The sequence below is a fragment of the Nocardia gipuzkoensis genome, assembly GCF_021183645.1.
Classification (GTDB): Bacteria; Actinomycetota; Actinomycetes; order Mycobacteriales; family Mycobacteriaceae; genus Nocardia; species Nocardia abscessus.
Map to the genome: position 1 here is coordinate 5,854,721 of NZ_CP089225.1, position 21,052 is coordinate 5,875,772.

General features: G+C 68.0%; 19 protein-coding genes. 9 read left to right on the forward strand and 10 right to left on the reverse strand.

Annotated features, from left to right (window positions below):
- Window positions 1-840: 840 nt before the first annotated feature.
- Complete coding sequence (gene katG / locus LTT66_RS26775) at window positions 841-3,072, reverse strand: catalase/peroxidase HPI (protein WP_233061186.1); 2,232 nt, start codon at window positions 3,070-3,072, stop codon at window positions 841-843.
- 35 nt (window positions 3,073-3,107) lie between these two features.
- Window positions 3,108-3,524: a Fur family transcriptional regulator gene (locus LTT66_RS26780; protein WP_220136140.1), complete on the reverse strand. Its 417-nt coding sequence runs from the start codon at window positions 3,522-3,524 to the stop codon at window positions 3,108-3,110.
- Between the two features lie 586 nt (window positions 3,525-4,110).
- Here LTT66_RS26780 and LTT66_RS26785 point away from each other — a divergent pair.
- The 5 genes from LTT66_RS26785 (at window position 4,111) to LTT66_RS26805 (ending at window position 10,779) form a co-directional block, all read left to right on the forward strand.
- Window positions 4,111-5,352 (forward strand): oxygenase MpaB family protein, encoded by a 1,242-nt coding sequence (locus tag LTT66_RS26785; RefSeq protein WP_195099991.1) that lies wholly within the window; start codon window positions 4,111-4,113, stop codon window positions 5,350-5,352.
- A gap of 75 nt (window positions 5,353-5,427) precedes the next feature.
- The gene (locus tag LTT66_RS26790; protein ID WP_233061188.1) at window positions 5,428-6,756 is read left to right on the forward strand and encodes an APC family permease; all 1,329 of its coding nucleotides are present in this window, start codon (window positions 5,428-5,430) and stop codon (window positions 6,754-6,756) included.
- Between the two features lie 212 nt (window positions 6,757-6,968).
- A complete protein-coding gene (locus LTT66_RS26795) occupies window positions 6,969-7,508 on the forward strand; it encodes a hypothetical protein (protein WP_233061190.1) in 540 nt (179 codons plus the stop codon).
- A 137-nt stretch (window positions 7,509-7,645) separates the two neighbouring features.
- Window positions 7,646-8,653 (forward strand): TIGR03617 family F420-dependent LLM class oxidoreductase, encoded by a 1,008-nt coding sequence (locus LTT66_RS26800; RefSeq protein WP_233061192.1) that lies wholly within the window; start codon window positions 7,646-7,648, stop codon window positions 8,651-8,653.
- A gap of 95 nt (window positions 8,654-8,748) precedes the next feature.
- Complete coding sequence (locus LTT66_RS26805) at window positions 8,749-10,779, forward strand: arylsulfatase (RefSeq protein WP_233061194.1); 2,031 nt, start codon at window positions 8,749-8,751, stop codon at window positions 10,777-10,779.
- A 42-nt stretch (window positions 10,780-10,821) separates the two neighbouring features.
- Here LTT66_RS26805 and LTT66_RS26810 read toward each other — a convergent pair whose 3' ends face one another.
- Together LTT66_RS26810 and LTT66_RS26815 are read right to left on the reverse strand one after the other, a co-directional pair.
- Complete coding sequence (locus LTT66_RS26810) at window positions 10,822-11,193, reverse strand: FAD-dependent oxidoreductase (protein WP_233061196.1); 372 nt, start codon at window positions 11,191-11,193, stop codon at window positions 10,822-10,824.
- Complete coding sequence (locus tag LTT66_RS26815; protein WP_233061197.1) at window positions 11,141-11,974, reverse strand: FAD-dependent oxidoreductase; 834 nt, start codon at window positions 11,972-11,974, stop codon at window positions 11,141-11,143. The genes LTT66_RS26810 and LTT66_RS26815 overlap by 53 nt, the downstream gene beginning before the upstream one ends.
- 141 nt (window positions 11,975-12,115) lie before the next feature.
- Here LTT66_RS26815 and LTT66_RS26820 point away from each other — a divergent pair, with 141 nt between their 5' ends.
- From LTT66_RS26820 to LTT66_RS26835, 4 genes are all read left to right on the forward strand, one after another.
- A complete protein-coding gene (locus tag LTT66_RS26820) occupies window positions 12,116-12,745 on the forward strand; it encodes a TetR/AcrR family transcriptional regulator (RefSeq protein ID WP_233061199.1) in 630 nt (209 codons plus the stop codon).
- A 398-nt stretch (window positions 12,746-13,143) separates the two neighbouring features.
- Window positions 13,144-13,521 carry a PepSY domain-containing protein gene (locus LTT66_RS26825; protein WP_233061201.1) on the forward strand — a complete coding sequence of 126 codons (378 nt, stop codon included), beginning with the start codon at window positions 13,144-13,146 and terminating at the stop codon, window positions 13,519-13,521.
- Between the two features lie 63 nt (window positions 13,522-13,584).
- Entirely contained in the window at window positions 13,585-14,295 is a 711-nt protein-coding gene (locus LTT66_RS26830) for a hypothetical protein (protein ID WP_195099983.1), read from the forward strand.
- A 293-nt stretch (window positions 14,296-14,588) separates the two neighbouring features.
- Window positions 14,589-15,587 (forward strand): DUF4185 domain-containing protein, encoded by a 999-nt coding sequence (locus LTT66_RS26835; protein ID WP_233061203.1) that lies wholly within the window; start codon window positions 14,589-14,591, stop codon window positions 15,585-15,587.
- 102 nt (window positions 15,588-15,689) lie between these two features.
- Here LTT66_RS26835 and LTT66_RS26840 read toward each other — a convergent pair whose 3' ends face one another.
- The 6 genes from LTT66_RS26840 to mftR all read right to left on the reverse strand — a co-directional run bounded on the left by LTT66_RS26840 (window position 15,690) and on the right by mftR (window position 21,048).
- Window positions 15,690-17,981, reverse strand: a complete 2,292-nt coding sequence (locus LTT66_RS26840) for a SpoIIE family protein phosphatase (protein WP_233061205.1) — start codon at window positions 17,979-17,981, stop codon at window positions 15,690-15,692.
- Complete coding sequence (locus tag LTT66_RS26845) at window positions 17,978-18,610, reverse strand: SpoIIE family protein phosphatase (RefSeq protein ID WP_181724800.1); 633 nt, start codon at window positions 18,608-18,610, stop codon at window positions 17,978-17,980. Before LTT66_RS26845 ends, LTT66_RS26840 begins: the two co-directional genes overlap by 4 nt.
- A complete protein-coding gene (locus LTT66_RS26850) occupies window positions 18,603-19,016 on the reverse strand; it encodes an ATP-binding protein (RefSeq protein ID WP_051046624.1) in 414 nt (137 codons plus the stop codon). The genes LTT66_RS26845 and LTT66_RS26850 overlap by 8 nt, the downstream gene beginning before the upstream one ends.
- Window positions 19,006-19,395 carry an STAS domain-containing protein gene (locus LTT66_RS26855; RefSeq protein WP_040779629.1) on the reverse strand — a complete coding sequence of 130 codons (390 nt, stop codon included), beginning with the start codon at window positions 19,393-19,395 and terminating at the stop codon, window positions 19,006-19,008. Before LTT66_RS26855 ends, LTT66_RS26850 begins: the two co-directional genes overlap by 11 nt.
- A 12-nt stretch (window positions 19,396-19,407) precedes the next feature.
- Window positions 19,408-20,313: an STAS domain-containing protein gene (locus LTT66_RS26860; RefSeq protein ID WP_043726559.1), complete on the reverse strand. Its 906-nt coding sequence runs from the start codon at window positions 20,311-20,313 to the stop codon at window positions 19,408-19,410.
- 138 nt (window positions 20,314-20,451) lie between these two features.
- Window positions 20,452-21,048 carry a mycofactocin system transcriptional regulator gene (gene mftR, locus LTT66_RS26865; RefSeq protein ID WP_043693147.1) on the reverse strand — a complete coding sequence of 199 codons (597 nt, stop codon included), beginning with the start codon at window positions 21,046-21,048 and terminating at the stop codon, window positions 20,452-20,454.
- Between the last annotated feature and the right edge of the window lie 4 nt (window positions 21,049-21,052).

A 21,052-nucleotide genomic window follows, 5' to 3' on the forward strand; every position in this document is an offset into this window, starting at 1 on the left:
CACGCGTTCGCGCGGTCGTCACGGTGTCTACTTTTCCTGTGGGGTATCGATGGCACACCGTGCTGGACGCTGCCCGAACAGGACTCGACAACGACGGGTCGACAGTGACGCGCAGGAAGCGCCACTTTCTCCAGTCGATTCGTATTTCGAGAGTTGGACAGCGCGCGGCCCGGCGCGACGTCCCAAATTACACCCAAACTCGATCAATGTCGAGGGCATGAAAAAATAGACACCTGATTTCTTGTGTCTTCCCGTAATAATAATGACATCTCGGTCTGCCGCTCGTCAAGTCTATTAGCGGTAATTCGCCAGAACGCAATCACGGGAGCAGGAAAGTTGGTGCTGACGACCACGGCGCTGCCTGCGACACGCTGGTCGACACCAGCACGGACCTCCGCCGAACCGGCCAGATCTCACTGTTCGGACCGTGACGCGCATGATTCCTCGCGCGACCTGGTCGCCGGGCGTACCGAGCATGATGCGAACTCGACGCCGACGTGGATGGGCAGGGGCAGGCCCCTCGATTATCGGGCTCGCCGGGCTTTCCCCGGCAATCGATACTGGGATCGGCCGAATCGTGACGGTTCGATGGGACCCCGGGATGCGTGGATATGGGGGACCTCGCCGAACCGCGATTCGGCGCGAGAGCGAGAGAATTTCGCCTGCTCTCCGAGAGCGGACGCGAGCGTACACAATGGTGCGCGCGTCGACCACGTCGAACCGTACGCGCGGTTACGCGGTGCCGCCCTTCGCCGGGTGGCGCGAGGGCACCGGCTGATCGAGAGGTGAAACGAAGCCAGGCCGGCCCCGAAGGGCCGGCCTGGAACTCGCGGATACAGCTCAGGCGAGATCGAACCGGTCGTTGTCGACCACCTTGACCCACGCGGCGACGAAGTCGTCGACGAACTTCGCCCCGGCATCGTCCTGGGCGTACACCTCGGCCAGCGCGCGCAGCACCGAGTGCGACCCGAAGACGAGGTCGTTGGCGGTGGCGGTCCACTTGGCCTGGCCGGAGGACCGGTCGAAACCTTCGTAGACGTTCTCCGCCGACTCCGACGCCTTCCACTCGGTGTTCTGGTCGAGGAGGTTGACGAAGAAGTCGTTCGTCAACACGCCCGGCCGGTCGGTGAACACACCGTGGTCGGTGCCGCCGTAGTTGGCGCCCAAGGCACGCAGGCCGCCGACGAGCACCGTCAACTCCGGAGCGGTCACGTCGAGCATGTACGCCCGGTCGAGCAGCAGGCGCTCCAGCGGCGCCTTCTCGCCGGTCCGCACATAGTTACGGAATCCGTCGGCCCGCGGTTCGAGCACCGCGAACGACTCCACATCGGTGTTCTCCTGGGTGGCGTCCGTCCGTCCGGGCGTGAAGGGCACCGTGACCGCGTGCCCCGCGTCCTCGGCCGCCTTCTCGATCGCCGCGGACCCGGCCAGGATGATGAGGTCGGCGAGCGAGACCTTCTTGCCTCCGGAGGCCGAGCTGTTGAAGTCCTGCTGGATCTGCTCGAGCACCGGCAGTACCTTTGCCAGCTCGTCCGGCTCGTTGACTTCCCAGTTCCGCTGCGGCTCCAGCCGGATCCGGGCGCCGTTGGCGCCGCCGCGCTTGTCGGTGCTGCGGAAGCTGGCCGCCGACGACCAGGCGGTCTTGACCAGCTGCGCGACCGACAGGCCGGACTCGAGGACCTTGCTCTTCAGTGCCGCGATGTCCTGCTCGTCGATCAACTCGTGGTCGACCGCGGGAACGGGATCCTGCCACAGCTGCGGCTCGGGAACCCACGGGCCGAGGTAGCGGCTGATCGGTCCCATGTCGCGGTGCAGCAGCTTGTACCACGCCTTGGCGAACGCCTCGGACAGCTCCTCGGGGTGATCCAGCCAGCGGCGGGTGATCTCGCCGTAGATCGGGTCTTCCCGCAGCGCCAAGTCCGTGGTCAGCATGGTCGGGGTACGCGCGGGCCCACCGAACGGATCCGGGATGGCGCCTTCGCCCGCGCCGTCCTTCGGCTTCCACTGCCATGCCCCCGCGGGACTCTTGGTCAGCTCCCACTCGTAGCCGTACAGGTTCTGCAGGAAGCCGTTGCCCCACTTGGTCGGGGTGGCGGTCCAGACGACCTCCAGGCCGCTGGTGATGGCGTCCTTGCCCTTGCCCGTGCCGTAGGCGCTCTTCCAGCCCAGGCCCTGCTGCTCGATCGGGGCGGCTTCCGGTTCGGCGCCGACCAGGCCGGCGTCGCCCGCACCGTGGGTCTTGCCGAAGCTGTGGCCGCCGACGATCAGCGCGGCCGTCTCCTCATCGTTCATCGCCATGCGGCCGAACGTCTCGCGGATGTCCCGCGCCGCGGCGACCGGATCCGGCTGACCGTTGGGGCCTTCCGGATTCACGTAGATCAGGCCCATCTGGACGGCGCCGAGCGGACCCGCCAGTTGCCGGTCACCGCTGTAGCGCTCGTCGCCGAGCCAGGTGTCCTCCGGACCCCAGAAGACTTCTTCCGGCTCCCAGATATCCGGACGGCCGAAGCCGAAGCCGAAGGTCTGGAAGCCCATCGACTCCAAGGCCACGTTGCCAGCGAAGACGAGCAGGTCGGCCCAGGAGATCTTGTTGCCGTACTTCTGCTTGACCGGCCACAGCAGCCTGCGAGCCTTGTCCAGATTGGCGTTGTCCGGCCAGCTGTTCAGCGGCGCGAAGCGCTGGGCGCCCTGGCCGCCGCCGCCGCGGCCGTCGGCGATGCGGTAGGTGCCCGCCGCGTGCCAGCTCAGCCGGATGAACAGGCCGCCGTAGTGGCCGTAGTCGGCGGGCCACCAGTCCTGCGAATTGGTCAGGACTGCCGCGACGTCCGCCTTGAGGGCATCGACGTCGAGCTTCTTGAACTCTTCGGGGTAGTCGAAGTCCTCGCCCAGCGGGTTGGACTTGGACGAATGGGCGTGCAGCACCGAGACATCGATCTGCTCCGGCCACCAGTCCTTGTTGCTGCGCGGACGATGGTCCGTCTTCGCAGTGGGGGACGGGATCGCCGGATTCTCACTCTCGCTTGCGCTCTGAGTTTCGGTGTCAGGATTGGGTGGGCGGCTATCGGATGACACGGCATTCCTTCCTGAATGAGTGATGTGGGCTGGGATCACGGCTGTGATCGGGAAGCCTGTGACTTCGCACAGTCGGGACACATGCCCCAGTAGATGACCTCGGCCTCATCGATCGAGAACCCGCTGTCATCGGACGCGCTCAAACACGGGGCCTCGCCGACGACGCAATCGACATCGGCGATGACTCCGCATGCGCGGCATACGACGTGGTGGTGGTTGTCGCCGACCCGCGTTTCGTAACGGGCCACGGAGCCGGACGGCTGAATACGCCGGACCAGGCCTACCGCGGTGAGCGCGTTCAACGAGTCGTACACCGTTTGATGGGACACCTCGGGTAGATCGGATCGCACGGCACGGATGATCGAATCCGTGTCGGCGTGCGGGTGCTTGTGCACGGCGCTCAGCACCGCGACCCGGGGGCGAGTCACGCGTAGCGAGACTCCCCGCAGCATCTGCTGGAACTCCGAAGCGGTTGGCACGCACGGAAGTCTCGTCTGCTTTCTGGAACGAGTCAAGAGTCTGCGGCAAAGTCGCGCTGATCGAATTCGATCGAGTAGTTCGGCTTCCGCACCGCATCCCCGGTCGGCGGAATTCGGGAAGTGGCTCTGTTCGCCAAGCGATTGCCGTGCGTGTCACCGGTGTGGTCGTCGGTCGCGGCGGCGGTTCCGGGAGGTGTGCCGGAGCCCGGGCGCCGCCGATCTGCCTGTGGCTGTGCTGGCCCGGATATGTGACTCGTAATTACGATTCCTTAGATCTGGTCACGATGCGGTGGGGCGGGTTCGGGCGGGGATGTGGCCCACTTGTAGTCCCTGCCGAACGTGCGGCTAACGCGCTGGTGTAGCGAGTATCTGCGTCAACTCCGCTGGATCCGGCGAACGAGTCGAGGAAGCCGGGATCGATTTCCGGAAAGCTGGGACAGCCTGCCACGCGACTTGTTAAGTTAATGACTGTTCTGATCCGCAGAACGATGCGGGCGGGCGCGACCGGCTTCATGGATCAACCCGGTGGCGCTCGGGCTCAATGAGGAGTGGCGAAGACATGGATGGACTCAGCAGGCGCAACGCGTTGAAGGCCGGTGGAGTATTGGGTGCGTTCGGCGCACTGGCCATGGCGACCCCGGCGCGGGCGGAGCCGTGGACGTGGTCTCCCGAAGGTTCGGTGGCGGGCAGCGGGGACGGGGCTGATCCGCTCACCGTCTGGGACCCCGAGTCCGACCAGCTGGTCGCCTCACTACTGGACCGGGGCGAGGTGCCCAGGGTCAACGAATTGTTACGGACCTGGACCAGGAATGGTCAGCCGTTGCCGGCTGGTCTGCCGTCTGACCTGCGGGACTTCATGGAATACGCCCGTCGGCTGCCGCAGTGGGCCGATCAGGGCAAACTCGCGACCGCGGTCGAGTTCAACAAGAAGCGGGGACTCTATCTCGGCGTGCTGTACGGGCTGGCCAGCGGCATGATGAGCACGGTCATCCCGAAGGAGGCGCGCGCGGTCTACTACTCCAAGGGCGGTCACGATCTGAAGGATCGAATCCTGAAGACCGCCAAACTGGGTTACGACATCGGGACCGCGAATGCCTACGGCCCCAACGGTGAAATGGTCGTGACCTGTCTCAAAACCCGGCTGGTTCATTCCGCGGTGCGTCACCTGCTGCCGCAGTCGCCGCACTGGGTGCACTCGGCCGAAGAGGACATCCCGATCAGTCAGAACGACATGATGGTCACCTGGCACAGCCTGCCGACCACCGTCATGAAGCACCTGACCGCGTGGCGGGTCCCGATCCCCGCGGCCGAGTCCGAGGCGTTCCTGCACTCGTGGCAGGTCTGCGCGCACATGCTCGGCATCCGCGACGAATACATTCCGAACTCATGGGCCGAGGCCGACTCGCAGGCCGCGCAGGTTCTGGATCCGATCCTGGCGCCGACCCCGGAAGGCGCGAAGCTCGCCGACCGATTGCTGCGACTCGGGGTCAACCTCGATTTCGCCGTCCTGAGCAAGCCGGTGCTCGGCGCGTTCACCCGCTTCCTGCTCGGCGACAAGATCGCCGACGGGCTGGCCATCCCCAGGGAACCGGTCTGGGACCCACTGCTGCGGGTGAGCTGGGGCCCGTTCATCGCGGTTCGCGAAGGTTTGCTCCCGGTCGTGCCCCTGGCGCCGGACGCCTACTGGCTCTTCGACGAGTTCCTCCGGCAGGCCGCGCTGATCTACCTGGCCGAACTGCGGATGCCGATCAGCATCGAACTCCCGGTGATGAATCGGGATATGAGCAAACCACCGCGCTGATCTCGCGACGCCTGGCCTTCCGGCATCCGGAAATCGACGTGGTGCGATTCTCCGGGCGACGGGTATCCGCGCACCGTGGTGGATTCTCTGCGACGGGTTGCCGGTACGCCCCTGCTGTTCTTCTTCATCCTCGGCGACATCCTGGGCGCGGGTGTCTACGTGCTGGTGGGGGCCATCGCGCGGCAATCCGGCGGCGCGGTCTGGCTGCCGCTGCTGGTGGCGCTCGGTCTCGCCTGCCTCACCGCCGGTTGCTATGCCGAGTTGGCGACCGGATATCCGAAGGCGGGCGGCTCGGCCCACTACACCAGCCGAGCGTTCGGCCCGGCCGCCGGATCGCTCGTCGGCTTCTGCATGCTCGCGGCCGGTGTGGTCTCGGTCGCGGCGCTGAGCAGGGCGTTCGCCGCGGACTACCTGCACTCTCTGGTGGCGTTGCCGACGGTCGCGGTCGTGGTGGTGTTCCTCACCGCCTTGGCGTTGCTCAACGTCTACGGCGTCAGAGAGTCCCTGGGCGCCAACGCGGCGGCGACGCTGGTCGAGCTCGGCGGCTTGGTCGTGGTCATCGGGCTCGGCGCGTGGGTGATCATCCGCGGCGACGCCGATCCGGGCCGGCTCACCGAGGTGGGGACAGCCGAGCGCGGAGTCGTGGGCGCAACGCTCGCGGGCGCCGTCTTGGCCTTCTACTCGTTCGTGGGATTCGAGACCTCCGTGAATTTGGCGGAGGAGGTCGCCGACCCACGCAGGTCCTACCCGCGAGCCCTCTTCGGGGCGCTGCTCGCCGCCGGTGGCGTGTACTTGCTGATCGGGGTGGTGGCCGGTGCGGTCGTACCCACCGATCGGCTGGCGAACTCGAGCGCTCCGCTTCTGGAGGTGGTGCGCCTGGCCGGAGGTGTCCCGGAAAGGTTGTTCGCGGTGGTCGCCTTGGTTGCGGTGGCGAACGGCGCGCTGCTGACCGGCATCATGTCCTCGCGGTTGGCCTATGGCATGGCCCGCGAGGGGCTGCTTCCCGGTGCGCTGGGCCGGATCCTGCCCGGCCGTCGCACGCCGTGGGTGGCGATCGTGACGACGGCGACGGTGTCGCTGCTGCTCGCCCTGACCGGTGAGGTGGCCGAGCTTGCCGAGACACTGGTGTTGTTGCTGCTGATCGTGTTCGCGGCGGTCAATGGGTCGGTGCTGATCCTGCGGCGCGAAGCCGACGGGCCGGAGCACTTTCGCGTGCCCGCGGTCGTGCCCTGGGCGGGTCTGGCTTCCTGCCTGTTCCTGTTCACCCGGATCGCCGGGGAGGTGTGGCTGCGCGGCAGCGTCCTCATCGCCATCGGAGTCCTGCTCGCGGTCGTGAACGCCGTCCGTGCGCACCGGTCCGAGCCGCACGGTCGCAGCGCCTTCCTGGCGAAGCGCGGAACCTGACCGTTCGCCCGAGACCGGGAACCGGACGACACGAAGCTGCCTGACCTGGTGGGACGCAAATCTATGAGTAAATGGTAGCTCTTCTCAGAGCCGCGCACTGGTGCCCGGGCGTCGTGCCGGACACCCGGCAACGGCGCCGCGGCGGCGATCGCAGTACGGAGATCGGATCGGCATTCACCGCATACGCACCTGTCCCCGGAGGTTCCTACGCAATGACATCTTCAGCGCACGGCAGCTTCTTGCTCGGCAGCGGAGTCCAGGGCTACACCCGGCAGAGAGGTAGACCGGGTTCGGAGCGCCTCGGTGCCGTACCGGACCGTCCCAGCGAATGGCACCCGGGAATGCTCTGGTGGGATGCGAGCACAGTGCTGGTGACCTACCCTCGGCCGGACTCGACCGGGCACTGGAATACGGTTGCGCACCTCGTGTTGCCGATCGACCACGGCCGCTTGGCTTTCCAGATCTCGTCGCATTCGGACGAGGCTCGTTTCCTGGCCCGCGAACATCGGGTCATCGTGCAAGCCGCCGACTGGCGCGGCGAGCCGGCCCTCGGGTCACGGCAGCACCACGGCTCGGCCGAATCGGTGCGAACGGGGCCGCTGTTCGATCAGGTGCGCGACGGCATGCGCGCGAAATACGGAAGACGCGTCGGCCTGGCGCGCCTGGTGCACCGGCTGGCCATGGGGGCGGCGCCCTACGGTGACGTCGTGGTCGTCGTGAACGTGCGCGAACACCGCCGCTCCGGCGCCTGACGTTCGCCCTGCTGTGACACCTTCCGCGCCCGCGGATGCTTTCTCGCCGGACTGGACACATGCACGGAGTACTGTCCATACGATGGGTGCGTCGTGTCGCGGAAGGCGTGGCGCATCGATGGCCGGCGGAGGTCGCTGTGAAGGTTCATCTACAGGTCACCGGAGCGCCCCGGCAGGTCGCGACCGACGCGCGGAAGCTGGCCGAGACCGGGGCCGACGGCCTGTTCACCTTCGAGGGCCCGCACGATGTGTTCTTCCCGCTCGTCGTCGCGGCCGGTGCCACGGGGCTGGAACTGATGACGAATGTGGCGATCGCCGGGCCGCGTAGCCCGATGCATCTGGCGCACTCGGCCTACGACCTGCAGATGTACAGCGAGGGGCGGTTCCGGCTCGGACTGGGCTCGCAGATCCGCGCGCACATCGAGAAGCGCTACGGCAGCAGCTGGGGCGCGCCCGCCGAGCGCACCGCGGAGAGCGTGGCGGCGGTGAAGTCGATCTTCGCCGCGTGGGAAGGACTGGCGCCGTTGAAATTTCGCGGCAAGTACTTCACACACACGCTGATGCCGCCCACGTTCGATCCCGGCCCGAACCCGTTCGGGCCCCCGCCGGTGCTGATGGGCGCGCTCGGGCCCGTGATGACCCGCAAGGCAGCCGAAGTCGCCGACGGGCTGCTGGTGATGCCGTTCAACAGCGAGCGGCACTTCACCGAGCGCACTCTGCCCGCCCTCGCCGAGGGCCTGCGCCTGTCCGGCCGGACCCCGGCGGACTTTCCGGTGATCGGTCAGGTCATGGTCGCGCTGGGGCGCACCGAGGACGCTCTGGCCGACGCGGTGGGCGGGGTGGGCTCGCTCATCGCGTTCTACGGGTCCACCCCCGCCTATCGTCCGGTCCTCGAGGTCGAGGGATGGGCGCAGCTGCACGATCGGCTCCACGCGTTGTCCAAGACGGGTGCTTTCGCCGAGATGCGGACGCTGGTGACCGAGGAGATGGTGCGCACGATCGCGGTGGTCGGCACGCCGGAGGAGTGCGCGGCGCAGATCCGAAGCCGCTTCGGCGCGGGCATCGGCGAGGTGTGCTGCTATTTCCCGGGCTACCAACCGGACGCGGCGGACGTAGCCGACCTGGTGGACGCGTTGCACGCATGACGCGCACCGGCAGCAACAGACCACCCGGTCACCTGTTCGGCGCACGGTGCGCGAAAGAGTGGTGAGCCGGGGATCGGGTGGCTTTGAATGCACAGATGCCTGTTCCACCCCATGCTCGCGGCTACCAGGATTTCGGCGGCTCGGTCGGTCGCACCACCGCCGATTCCACTCCCGAATGGAGCTATCCGCCCACCGCCCCCGAGGGTGCTCCGAACATCGTCGTGGTGCTGGTCGACGACATGGGGTACAGCGACATCGGCCCGTTCGGCTCCGAAATCGAGACGCCGACGCTGGACCGGCTGGCCGCCAACGGTCTGCGGCTGACCAACTATCACACCACTCCGCTGTGCTCGCCCTCGCGTGCGTCGCTGCTCACCGGCATCAACGCCCACCGTGCCGGCTTCGGATTCGTCGCCAACGCCGATCCCGGATATCCAGGTCTGCGCTTGGAACTCGCGGACGACGTACTGACGCTGCCGGAGATCCTGCGGGGCAACGGATACGCCACCTACGCCGTCGGCAAATGGCACCTGGTGCGCGACGCCACGATGAACCCCGCCGCACACCGGGGTCGATACGCCGAGGGGTGGGACGAACTGCGGCGCAGCCGGTTCGCCGCGCAACTCGCCCAGGGCCTGTTCCCCGCGGGCACGCAGCAGAAACCGCGCAACACCGAGCCGGGATACGAAGCGGCGGAGTGGGACTCGCTGACTCCCGCCGAACAGCGCCGTTTCGCCTGGTACATGGAGGTGTACGCGGGCATGGTCGACAGCATCGACCAGAGCCTGGGGCGCATCCTCGACACGCTCGAGCAGCTCGGCGAACTCGACAACACCATCGTGGTGTTCACCTCGGACAACGGCGGCACCGCCGAGGGCGGACCGGAGGGCACCCGCACCTACTTCGCGGAGTTCGCGCACATCACCGATCCCGACTGGGTGGGCGACGTTCCGCACGACGAGGAGTCGATCGGCACCGCGAAGCTCGGCGTGCACTATCCGCGCGGGTGGGGCCAGGCGTCCGATACTCCGTTCCGCTTCTACAAGGGGGCGACGTTCGCGGGCGGCGTGCGCGTACCGTTCCTGCTGTCCTGGCCTGCGGGGCTGCCGCGCGGCGAGGGCGACAACGGCATCCGGCACGAGTACACCTACGTCACCGATCTCGCGCCGACACTGCTGGAGCTGGCCGGATTGCGGCGGCCGACCGTGCGTAACGGTCGGCGGGCCGAAGAGTTCGACGGCGTCTCCGCGGTCGAGACGCTGCGCGATCGGCGAGCGCTGTCCGCACACACCGAGCAGTACTCGGAGATGGTGGGCCACCGGGGCTTCTACCGGGACGGATGGAAGCTGTTGTCGTTGTACGAGCCCGGGACCGCCGTCGATGAGCCGCGGTGGCAGCTGTTCGACGTCCGCACCGACCCCACCGAACTGCACGATCTTTCCGAGCGGTTCCCGGAGAAGGTCGCGGAGCTGGCCGCCGCCTGGGACGAATCCGCCTGGGCGAATACGGTATTCCCCTTGGTCACACGGCAGGACCTGGCACGGCGGCGGCCCGAGGAGGAGGGATTCTCGGCACCCGTCCGGCTGCTGCCCGGCACGCCGACCCTGGAGCGGTACCGCTCGCAGCGGCTGATCACCTATCGGGACTTCGTCATCGACGCCGAACTCGACGGCTACCGGGCCGGTGACGAAGGGGTTCTCCTCGCGCACGGCGATCCGCTGGGCGGCTATCTGCTCTACGTGGAGCACGGCCGCGTGACGTTCGGGCACAACAGCTACGGACGCTACGACACCGTGACGACGGAACCACTCGCGGCGGGCGTGCGTCGCATCACCGTGCGCGCCACGGTGCGGCCCCGGCTGCGGTCGGACTTCGCCGTCGAGATCGACGGCGTCCAGGTCGCGCGGCTGCTCGATCAGGTCCAGTTGGTCGGCATGTCGCCGTGGACCGGAATCTCCGTCGGCGTCGACGCCCGCGGCCCCGTGGCGTGGGACCTGCGGGAACGCCGCGGAACCTTCCGTTACAGCGGCGCTCTGCGCTCGATCACCTACATCCCCGGCCCGATCCGGGTGCCGCTCGGAACCATCGAGGCGGTGGAACGCGAGGCGGAGTTCGTCGCCGAATGAATGCCTCCGGACCGGGTTCTCGCTGGTTCGCCCGCCGCCGGATCAGACGGCGTTGCCGAACAAATGTCCGGCCATGCGCAGCGAATCGTCCACGGCGGCGAATCCCCGGGGGAGCATGACGCGTTCGTAGGCGGCGACCGCCTCGCTGAACGGCTTGTCGCCTCGTGCGGCGCCGAGGAGCTCCCCGGCGAGCGTCGCGGCGTCTTGGAGCGCGGTGTTCGCCCCGGCGCCGCCGGTCGGCGGCATGGCGTGGGCGGCGTCGCCGAGCAGCGTGACGGGGCCGGACGGTATCGCGTCGAGGCGCTCGGCGGCGCGGATCGTGATCGGGAAGAACGTGCCGGAGTCGGCGTGCGCGTACAGCTCACGGATCGCCGAGTGCCACGAGGCGGTGGTATCGACGGCCAGCTTCCACAACTGCTCGGAGGAGGAGGCGAACAGGTCGGCATCCGCGACGCCGAGACGTTGCGGCGTGGCGACGAGCGTGGTCATCAGATAGTCCGCCGTCCCGTCGGGCCGTGCGCGGAATCGCACCGGTGCGAACCCGGCGCCGCACCCGTCGCCGTCGCCGACCCCACGAGAAGCCGCGGTGCAAGTCTTGGGGGATGAGCGGCTCGGTGGTCTCGGTGATCGTCATCCGGCCGTAGAGGCAGCGCAAACCGAGGTCCCGCACCGTCGCGTCCGGAAGCAGCTGTCGCCGGACCGCCGATCCGACGCCGTCCGCGCCGACGAGCACGTCGCCCTCGTCGCCGCCGCCGTCGGCGAACTCCACCCGTACCCGGCCGGAATCGGTGAGCTGGTAACCGGACAGCCTTTTCCCGAAGTGAACGTCATCGGCCATCCCGGTGAGCAGCGCATGGCGGAAAGCGTTCCGGTCCACACACGTGATGTCGTCGTCGGCGATCTCGGGAAAAGTTTGCACCATCACCTGGTCCAGGTGGTGCGTATACGCGGCGAACAGGTCACCGTTGTGTCCGCTGCTTCGGCGGACCAGGTCGAGCGCCTCGGCCGAGAGACAGGTCCGTAGCGCCGCGTTGCCGTTCGAGTCGATGTGGATGCGGTAGCCCTGATTACGGATGGTGGGTGTGGGGTCCTGCTCGTAGACGGTGACGTCGATCCCGCCCCGGCGCAGCGCCTGCGCGAGAGCCAGCCCGCCGACACCGGCGCCGACGATGAGAATCCTTGCATCACTTGACATCTTGTCGCCCTGCCTTGCTGTGAGTGGTGCCGTCGACTACGGCACCACGCCATCGTCAAACGATCGAGTGTTTTTGTCAAGTATTCATTTGATTAGACTAGGTGATCATTTGAAATTGCTGGTGGGCGGTATGATCCAGGGATGCCGTCGAAACCCCGAAGGTCACCCAAGCCGCAGGAGCGTCAGCGTGACCCGGAGCGCACCCGCAAGCTGATCTTGGATGCGGCGGTGGCGGAGTTCGGCGCGCACGGGTACGCGGGCGCCAGGATCAGCGCGATCGCGGCCAGGGCAGGCGTCAACGTGCAGCTGATCTCGTACTACTTCGACGGCAAAGAGGGCCTGTACCAGGCCATATCGCAGCAGTGGCAGGAGCGGCAGCGCGAGCTGGTGCCCGCGGGCACGCCGCTGCCCGAGCAGCTGCGCCGATACGCCATGGAGGCGTGGCACAACCCGTCCGGACCGCGCTTGCTGGCATGGAGCGGCCTGGGATACTCCGGCCCCGGCGACGACCCCGACCGCGCCGCCCGCACGCACAACCTCAGCGCAGGGGTCGAAGAGCTGCGCGCGCTGCAAGCCGCCGGGCGGCTACCGTCCGAGCTGGACCCCCGCTGCCTGCTCATCATGCTCATGGCCGCCGCCATGGCGCCCACCACACTGCCGCACATCATCGAGGGCCTCTGCGACACCGATCCCACTTCCCGGGAGTTCATCGAGCACTTCGCCGACCAACTCGCCGTCCTCGCCCGGCACATCGGCCTCGACGCCGGGTGAGCGGCGGGCGGCCACCGCTGTTCGGCCAGTGCGATCCGGCGTCGAGCGGGTGCGCGATCGGCGAACTGCCCGCGACATCGCCAGAGGTGATCAGGGAGGGCGGGCGCACTCGGAGGGGATCGAGCGCACCCACCCCCGCGCCTCGGCGGCGGCCGAGCAGCGGGCACGGCTGCCGCGGGCAGCATCGGGACTGACCGACGGAGACAAATGCGAGAACCCCCGGAAACCCCGACCCTGAACCGACTTTAACGCCGCGAACCCGGCAATGGCATAGGAACGCGAAGGATATTCCGCGGCAATCCTGAAACGGATTTCAGGTGACTTCAGGCTGCCTTAAGCCACACCCTGCGAATGTGATCGACATCTTCGAGACGACCACTCCCGCAGGAGGTTTCACTATGAAAGCCACAATCCGCCGTGCACTGCCGGGTCGGCGCAGGCTGCTGGCTGGCGCCGCCGTCGCCGCTGTCCTCGTCGGTGGCCCCGTGGCGCTGTATGCCGCCACCAATCCTCAGGCGCCCGGTCGGCATGCCATCGCCGCGGCTTTGCCGGACCATGACTGGGCGCTCACCGCGGCTCCCACGATCGGCAGGCAGCAGGCCATCGACAAGGCGCTGCAAGCCGTGCCCGGTAGCACCGCGGTTTCCGCCGAACTCGACGCCGAGGGGGCAACCACGGTGTGGGAGATCGAAGTCCGGACGCCCGACGGCATCGAGCACGAGGTGACCGTCGACGCGAACAGCGGCGCCGTGCTGGGCACGGTGAAACAGGACTGACGGCAGAGCGTTCGAAGCCGACGAATCACACCCTTCACAACAAAGGTCAAGGTTTCCGAGAACATGGGTTTGCGTAAGATCGCCACCGTATCGACGCTCGCCGTCGCGATTGCCGGCGTCCCGGCCGCACAGGCCGGGGCCGCACCTCAGGATGCCGGTGGCGAAGTCGTCAACTACACCGCCACCACCTCCGAGCGGAGCGTGGTCGTCCACATCGACTCGGGCTCGATGCAGGTCGAGAACGGAGTCTTCGCCATCGAGGCGGCCGACGGCACCGTACTCGCGGGCACGCCGCTGCAGTTCCGCGTCGACGATTTCGTCTTCCCGATCACGGCCGACATCAGCGGCCGCAGCGCCACGCTCACACCGCGATTCGATGTCGAGCACGCGGAGTACCGCCCGGTCGCGCTTCCCTTCGAGGACACCGCGCACTGGCGAACGCCGTACGAGCGGGAAGTCGCCGCCTTCACCCGGCTGAAGGACACCATCGCGACGGGCGCGGCGATCGGAACCACCGTAGGCGGTCTGGGCGGCGGTCTCGTCGGCTGTGTGCTCGGCGGCATCGCCGGCGCCACCGTCGCCGCCGCGACGATCGTCGGTATGTTCGGTCCGTTCATCCCGGCCGCCGCCGTGGGCTGTCTCGGTGGCATTCTGGCCGTGGGCGCACTGGGCACCCTCGCCGGTCAGCTCTTCATCACCGCACCCGTTGCCGTTGCCGCCCTCGTCCAATACTTCACCACGGTCAATCAGCCCTTCGTTCCGCCGAACAAGTAGAACTCCGGCGGGAAGCTCCTCGTGCCGCGCCAGGTCGTACTGCCGGGTCCTGGCGCCGCGGGCGCCCACCGCATCCGATCCCGCCGGATAAGGCGTGCCGGAAGCAGACAGGGCAGGGGCCGGTCCGCCTGGAAAACACAATCTGCACAGTCGGTTTCCGCATTGTCGCGCAAATTCATCGGCTCGAACGAGCTACATCGCAGCCATCGACACCTGATACTGATGGAGTAGGCCGTTTCGATGCCCTACGAGCTGATCTGGCAGCGATGCACGAAAATCGACAGGATCCGGCGATGCCCAAGATCAAGAATTTGAATCCGCTTCCGATGGCCGACATCGGCGGCTCGGATCTGTTCATTCCCTTCCGCATGCCCAGTGGAGAGATCGGATACGTTCTCGGAGACACGTTCTCCGGCACCGAACCGAGAGTGGGCGGCCCGAATTGGCGTTCGCCGATGCTGTTGCGCAGCGACACCCACGATATGGCCGCGCCGATCGTGTTCCGATCGGCGGCGCGGGACGCACGACAACTCTGGGACTACGTGCACAACAACCCGGAGTATTCCACGATCCTGCCCTGTGACGCGATAACGATCGGCGGCCGAATCTATCTGTGGGTGATGGTCACCCAGGGGCTGGCGAACGAGCGCTGGTGTGAAATCCGCTATTCCGACGACAACGGAGAAAGCTGGATCAATACCGCTGTCCGGTGGTCCACAAGCGCCTACGGCGGGAAACGCACCATGATCTCCTGGGAACGTGGCGGCGACGGCTATGTCTATGTCATCTCCACCGGTGGGCTCGCCCGGAACAAGAACATGCTGTTGTGGCGAGTACGCGAGAACCATGCCGCGCTCACCGACCCGGCGGCTTGGCAGGGCTGGGGCTGGAACGGCTACGACTGGGGCTGGGGCCGGGATCCGGGCAGCGACCCGCGCTTCGGCATCCTGGCCGACAATACGAAGCTCGGCGAGATCGGATTGCGGCGAATACAGGGCAATTGGGTGATGTCGGGTTTCGACGCGGGGGCCTACGGTGCGTTCGTCAAGGTTGCCGCCAGGATTACCGACAACTGGCGCGCGGCCTTGACCTATCGACCGGTGAAAGGGTCTTTCTGGGCGCCGGGCGGTCCGGATATCGTGCCGCGTCTGTACGGTTGCTATGCCCATCCGGACAGCAGGTTCGACGGCGCGTTCTGCTTGATCGTGAGCGAGTGGGCCGAATCCGGAATGCCATATCGCGGTATGCAATTCCGAATATACGGAGTCCGGTCCGCGGCCCCGATCGGCTAGCGGGCGCGAGCGGCGAGGGCCGTCTATTCTCCGGTTCGATCATCGTGCGGTCGGGCACGCGGTCGTTTGCGACCGAGCGCCCCTCGGTCCGTGACTGTTTCGTCAGCCGGCAATACGGCGGTTCGTCCCCCGCAACGGATTGGCCACCGGAAAAGTGATGGCAGGCAGCGTCACCGACATCCGGACCGTCGTGCCCGGCCCGGAGTGGTCGATGTCCAGCTCCTCGGTCAGCGCGCGCATCATATCGATGCCGCGGCCGCGATAGCCGGGATCGGAAGCCCGTGGTTTCCAGTCACCGGTGTCGGTGACCACGATGACGACGGTGTCGATATCGCAGGTGGCCGACAGCCGCACCCGGCCGTTGGCGTCGTTGCGGTAGGCGTGCTCGATGCTGTTGCTGCACGCCTCGTTGGCCGCGGCGACCAGGTCGGCGGCAAGGTCGTGCGGCACCGCCGCGGCGGCCATCCACCCCTTCAGCGTGCGGCGCAGCAGCGCGAGTTCGTCGGCCCGCGCGGGCACGTCCAGCCGCAGGGGCGCGGGCGGCTGGCGGTAGACCACCATGGCCACGTCGTCGTCGTAACCGGCGGCCGGCCGCAGGCGCGACAGCACCGCGTCGGCCACCTCGCGCGGCAGCCGTCCCGAAGTGTCGGCGAGTACCTCGGCGATCTTGGCGAACCCGTCGTCGATGTCGACGCCACGATGTTCGACCAAGCCGTCGGTGAACAGCACCAGCGTCGAACCGGGCGCCACCGCCGTGGTGGCCTCCGGGCGCCGTGGCGGATCGAACGTCGCCAGCGGCACCGACCGTCCGCCCTCGAGCAGCCGGCCGGTCTTGGCCACGTCGGCGAGAATCGGCGGCATGTGGCCGGCGCTGCTGTAGCGGACCAGCCCGCGCACCGGGTCCAGTACGGCGGCGCACACCGTGGTGCACATGGCGCCGGGAATGCGCGCGGCCACGGTATCGAGTTCGGCCAGCAGTTGCGCCGGGCCCGCACCGCGCAGCAGCAGGGCACGGGCGGCGGTCCGCAACTGGCCCATCACGACCGCGGCGGACAGGCCACGACCGACGCAGTCGCCGACCACGACGCCGATGGTGCCGTCGCGCAGCGGCACCACGTCGTACCAGTCGCCACCGATTTCCAGCGGCGGCAGAGCGGGCTCGTAGTGCACCGAGAAACGCGGCGGCAGGTCGATCGGGCCGAGCATGGCGCGTTGCAGGGTCAGCGAGGTGGCGCGGGCCTGGTCGAAGTTGCGCGCCCGCTGCACGGCGAGGCTCAGGTGGCCGATCAACAGGGAGAACAGCGTCCAGTCCGCGGCGCTGATCGCGCGGGGCGCGGCGAAGCGCAACCACATGGCCGCGTCGCCGACCTCGCCGAGCGGCGCGACGATGCCCTCGGAACTCTCCGCCCCGTCCGGAATGGCCAGCAGGCTGCGCGGCGGCCTGCGCCTGGCCCGATCCAGCAGTGCGCGCGACGGGTCGTCGAGGGAGGCGATGCCGTCGTGCGACGCGCCGTCGGCGCCCGCGCCGGAGACGTACACCTCCGGTGCGGCGTTGCGGCTGGGCCACACCGCCACCACCGCGGTCTGGGCGCCCACCGTGCGGCGCAGCTCGTCGAGCCCGACGGCGAGCACCTCGACCACGCTGGTGGCCGCGCCGACCGCGGTGGCGAGCCGGGACGCGGCCTGGTCGCGTGCCTGCGCGTCGTGTTCGGCGGTGACGTCGCGGATGGTGCCGACGAAGATCCGTTCGTTGCCCTCCGGTCTGATCAGCGCGCTGGTGCTCACCGCGAGCCACACGTTGCGTCCGTCGCGGTGGCGGATCGGAATCACGAAGCGCTGCGCCTCGGTTCCCAGATCGGGATAGCGCGGACCCTCCGGGCTCGACCACGGATGCGGCAGCGGGTAGGGGACGCCCGCGGCCCCGTAGCCGGTGAGGGCTCCGAAGGCGGTGTTGACCTCGATGATGGTGCCCTGCGCGTCGGCGATGAAGAAGCCGTCCTGTAGCGATTCCACCAGCGCGGTGCGGAAGGCGTCGCGTCCGGCGAGATCGTCGGCGCGGGAACGCTGCTGTTCGTAGCGGCGGGTGCCGTCGAGGTAGCCGCGGGTGGCGATGTCGAGCGGGACGAGCGTCTGCAACAGGAATTCCAGCGCGGTTTCCGGCAGGCGAGCGCCGCCGGATTCGCCGCTCTCGGCGGAGATCGCGTGCTGTCGCTGCTCCACCTCCTGGACTACCCGGAAGTGGTTCTCGGTGAGATCGAGCAGGCTGATGCCCTCGACCAGAGCGCGCCTGCCCAGCTCGTAGCCCTCCGCGAGGCCGGCCTGGGTGGGCGAATCCATGTGCCGCCGTAGCGCGTCGGCGTAGGCGTCCAGGAAGTCGGCCAGCAGGGCGCTCATTCGGCCGTCCCTCGCGCGCCGCGGTGCCGCGCCGCCAGCACCAGCGCGTCGTCGGTGTCCTTGGCGTGCCGGGCGAGCATGTCGGCGGTGATATCGGCGGTGGACTTGGAGAGGTCGATCAGCGTGGCGGATTCGGTGACGATGCCGTCTGTGGACATCAGCAGCAGGTCGCCGGGACGGACCGAGACCGACTGCGGTTGAAGGTTCGCCGGCAGGCGGTAGCCGACGATGCCCGCGGTGAGCAGGACGGTCGCGTGCACGGTCAGGCCCGCCGGACCCGCGGTGAGCACCTGGGATTCGACATTGCCGACGCCGAGCCAGCGCACCCGGTCGCCCTCGTCGAACAGGGCCAGCGAAATCGCCGCTCCCCGTGTGTCGGCGATCGCCCGGTGGCACAGCACCATCAGCACGTCCAGCGGTTCCGCGCGGTTCTCCGACAGCACACGCGCGGCGCGGTCGGCCGCGTCGGCCGCGGCGGCGCCGTGCCCGAGGCCGTCGAGGACCGCGAAGAGGACTGTGCCGCCGCCGGTGTCGAGGACGACGCCGCGGTCACCGGAGACCTGTTGACCGGGCAGTGCGCGACCGGCCACCGCCCACTCGATCCGGCCGATGAACCCGTCCTCATGCACCGTTCGGTACCCACTTCCACATCTCCACCAGCGTCCCGCGTCCCGGCGCCGAGTCGACGGTGAGCCGGTCCATCAACCGCCGGGCGCCGGGAAGCCCGAGCCCGAGACCGCGTCCGGTGGAGTAACCGTCCTCCAGCGCACGGGCGATGTCGTTGATGCCGGGACCTTGATCCTCGGCCTGCACGACCAGGGCTTGACGGCCCTCGCGGTCATCGACCAGCAAGCGGATCTCTCCGCTGCCCGCGTAACTGGTGATGTTGCGGGCGATTTCGGAGATCGCGGTGGAGATCATCGTTCGGTCGGTCAGGGTGAATCCGAGCTTTGCTGCCAGTTCGCGTCCGGCCTGACGTGCGGTCACGATGTCCCCGGACACCCTGACCGCGATCACCACGTTCTCAGCGGCCACTGTCACGACCGTCTCGCTGGCGACGGGCTGGGGTCTTTCGGTCCAACCAGGCGAGGCCCTCTTCCAGATCGAGGGCGGTGTGCATGTCCTCGAAGGTGAGACCGAGCTGCACCATGGCGAACGCGACTTCTGGTTGCAGACCGACGATCACCGTTTCGGCGCCGCGCAGCTGCGTCATGTGCGCGATGGTACGCAACGATCTCGCGGCGAACGAATCCATCACGTCGATGGCGGTGACATCGACGATGATGCCGTGTGCCCGATATTTGCTGACCTGTTTCATCAGGTCGTCCTGCAGGCGTTCGGTATCGGCGTCGGTCAGCGCGGACTGCACCGACGCGATGAGATACGTGCCCTGTTTGAGAATCGGTACCGGCATGTGCCCGCCTGATCAGCGGCCGTCGCGTTCGGTGACCCGTTCGGTGGCGCGGGAAACCTCGTAGCCCAGCAGGCGTTCGGCTTCCTCGATACCTCCCTGCAGGTCGCCGACGGCATTCATCTTCGACAGATCCAGGCCGATGGTCACCAGGGTGAGCGCGATCTCCGAGGACAGGCCGGTGATGATCACGTTCGCGCCCATCAGCCCGGACGCGTCGACGGTCTGCACCAGGTGGTTGGCCACCGTGGAGTCGATCTGGGGGACACCGGTGATGTCGATGACGACGACCTTGGCGCGGTTGGCCCGGATCGCGCGCAGCAGCTGCTCGGTGAGCTGGCGGGCGCGCTGGCTGTCCAGCACGCCGATGATGGGCAGGATCAGGAGCTGCTCGCGCACCTGCAGCACCGGCGTGGACAGCTCGCGGATGGCTTCCTGCTGCTGCCGGATGACGCGCTCGCGCTCCTGGACGAAGGACACGCCCACGGTGTTGGCGATGCGGTTGGCGGCCGGTTCGTAGGCGTCGAGCACCGCGTTGAGCAGCTCGAAGTCCGCCTGGTACTTCTCGAACAGCGACCGGGCGAGCACGTCGCGCAGCAGCAGCACGATGCCGAGCACCTCGTCGGTCTCGACGCCCCGCGGGATGATGCGCTCGGACAGGTCGCGCGCGTAGGCCTGCAGCGCCTCGACGCTACCGGTCTCGAGCACCTCGACGTAGTTGTCGTAGACCGAGGTGGCTTCGGAGAAGATCTCCTCGGGGGTCATCGCGGTGAGCAGCTGGGCATCGGTGATGCGCCGGGCCCATTCCTCACGCAGCGCGGTGCGGTTCTGACGCAGGTGCTCGACCAGCTGCGGGAGCAGATTGTCGACCGGTCCCGCGGTCAGGGAATCCGCCGAAAGGCTCATGGACACCTCGGACATGGAAACTCCTGCCCCTTTCGACGGTTGAGTCGGGAACTTCGTGCGTTCGGCGCTAGCCGATCCGAGCCTAGTCATACCCCACCCGAGTCGCCGACGAAACCTGCCGGTTGTTCGCCTGATGTTCGAGTGCGACGGATCTCACGGCACCGTAGCGAACCCACGTTCCAGCGCTGCGAGCGCCTCGTCCAAATAGACGGTGAGATCCGCGTCGGCACGGGCCAGCCAGGCGTCGAACGCCGCCCGCGCCGCCGCCAGCGTGGTCCGCCCGACCGCGAGGGGGATGAGCGCGTCGGCTGGTTCGCCCATGCGCCCGGCCGCGAAGGCGCTCACGGCGCGCTCCCAGGCGTCGTAGTGCGCGCCCGCGGTGGCCGAGAGCGCGGGGACGGTGGCGACCAGCTGCATGCGGGTGCGCAGTTCGGGCACATCCTCGGCGCGATATTGGTTGGCGCTCACCACGACTCGGCGCACGGCGGTCATCAACGGGACGTCGTCCGGCACGGTCGCGAACGCGGCGCGTAAGGCGGCGACCTCGTCGTCGAACTGCCACCAGAGCACCTCCGCTTTGGTGGGGAAGTAGCGGAAGAAGGTGCGTCCGCTGATGCCGGCGGCGGCGGCGATCTGCTCGACGGTGGTCTCGTCGAAGCCCTGTTCGGTGAACAGGCGCATGGCGATCAGTTCGAGGTCGCGCTTGGTCGTGCCCCGGGGGCGGCCGCGCGTGGTCCGGTTCTCCAGCATCGTC

What these genes read in the sequence shown, in the direction of transcription:
- LTT66_RS26780 (WP_220136140.1), bottom strand. Translation starts at nt 3,524, where the DNA reads ATGCTGCGGGGAGTCTCGCTACGCGTGACTCGCCCCCGGGTCGCGGTG.
- LTT66_RS26785 (WP_195099991.1), top strand. Translation starts at nt 4,111, where the DNA reads ATGGATGGACTCAGCAGGCGCAACGCGTTGAAGGCCGGTGGAGTATTG.
- LTT66_RS26795 (WP_233061190.1), top strand. Translation starts at nt 6,969, where the DNA reads ATGACATCTTCAGCGCACGGCAGCTTCTTGCTCGGCAGCGGAGTCCAG.
- LTT66_RS26805 (WP_233061194.1), top strand. Translation starts at nt 8,749, where the DNA reads ATGCCTGTTCCACCCCATGCTCGCGGCTACCAGGATTTCGGCGGCTCG.
- LTT66_RS26815 (WP_233061197.1), bottom strand. Translation starts at nt 11,974, where the DNA reads ATGTCAAGTGATGCAAGGATTCTCATCGTCGGCGCCGGTGTCGGCGGG.
- LTT66_RS26820 (WP_233061199.1), top strand. Translation starts at nt 12,116, where the DNA reads ATGCCGTCGAAACCCCGAAGGTCACCCAAGCCGCAGGAGCGTCAGCGT.
- LTT66_RS26825 (WP_233061201.1), top strand. Translation starts at nt 13,144, where the DNA reads ATGAAAGCCACAATCCGCCGTGCACTGCCGGGTCGGCGCAGGCTGCTG.
- LTT66_RS26830 (WP_195099983.1), top strand. Translation starts at nt 13,585, where the DNA reads ATGGGTTTGCGTAAGATCGCCACCGTATCGACGCTCGCCGTCGCGATT.
- LTT66_RS26835 (WP_233061203.1), top strand. Translation starts at nt 14,589, where the DNA reads ATGCCCAAGATCAAGAATTTGAATCCGCTTCCGATGGCCGACATCGGC.
- LTT66_RS26840 (WP_233061205.1), bottom strand. Translation starts at nt 17,981, where the DNA reads ATGAGCGCCCTGCTGGCCGACTTCCTGGACGCCTACGCCGACGCGCTA.
- LTT66_RS26855 (WP_040779629.1), bottom strand. Translation starts at nt 19,395, where the DNA reads ATGCCGGTACCGATTCTCAAACAGGGCACGTATCTCATCGCGTCGGTG.
- LTT66_RS26860 (WP_043726559.1), bottom strand. Translation starts at nt 20,313, where the DNA reads ATGTCCGAGGTGTCCATGAGCCTTTCGGCGGATTCCCTGACCGCGGGA.
- mftR (WP_043693147.1), bottom strand. Translation starts at nt 21,048, where the DNA reads ATGCTGGAGAACCGGACCACGCGCGGCCGCCCCCGGGGCACGACCAAG.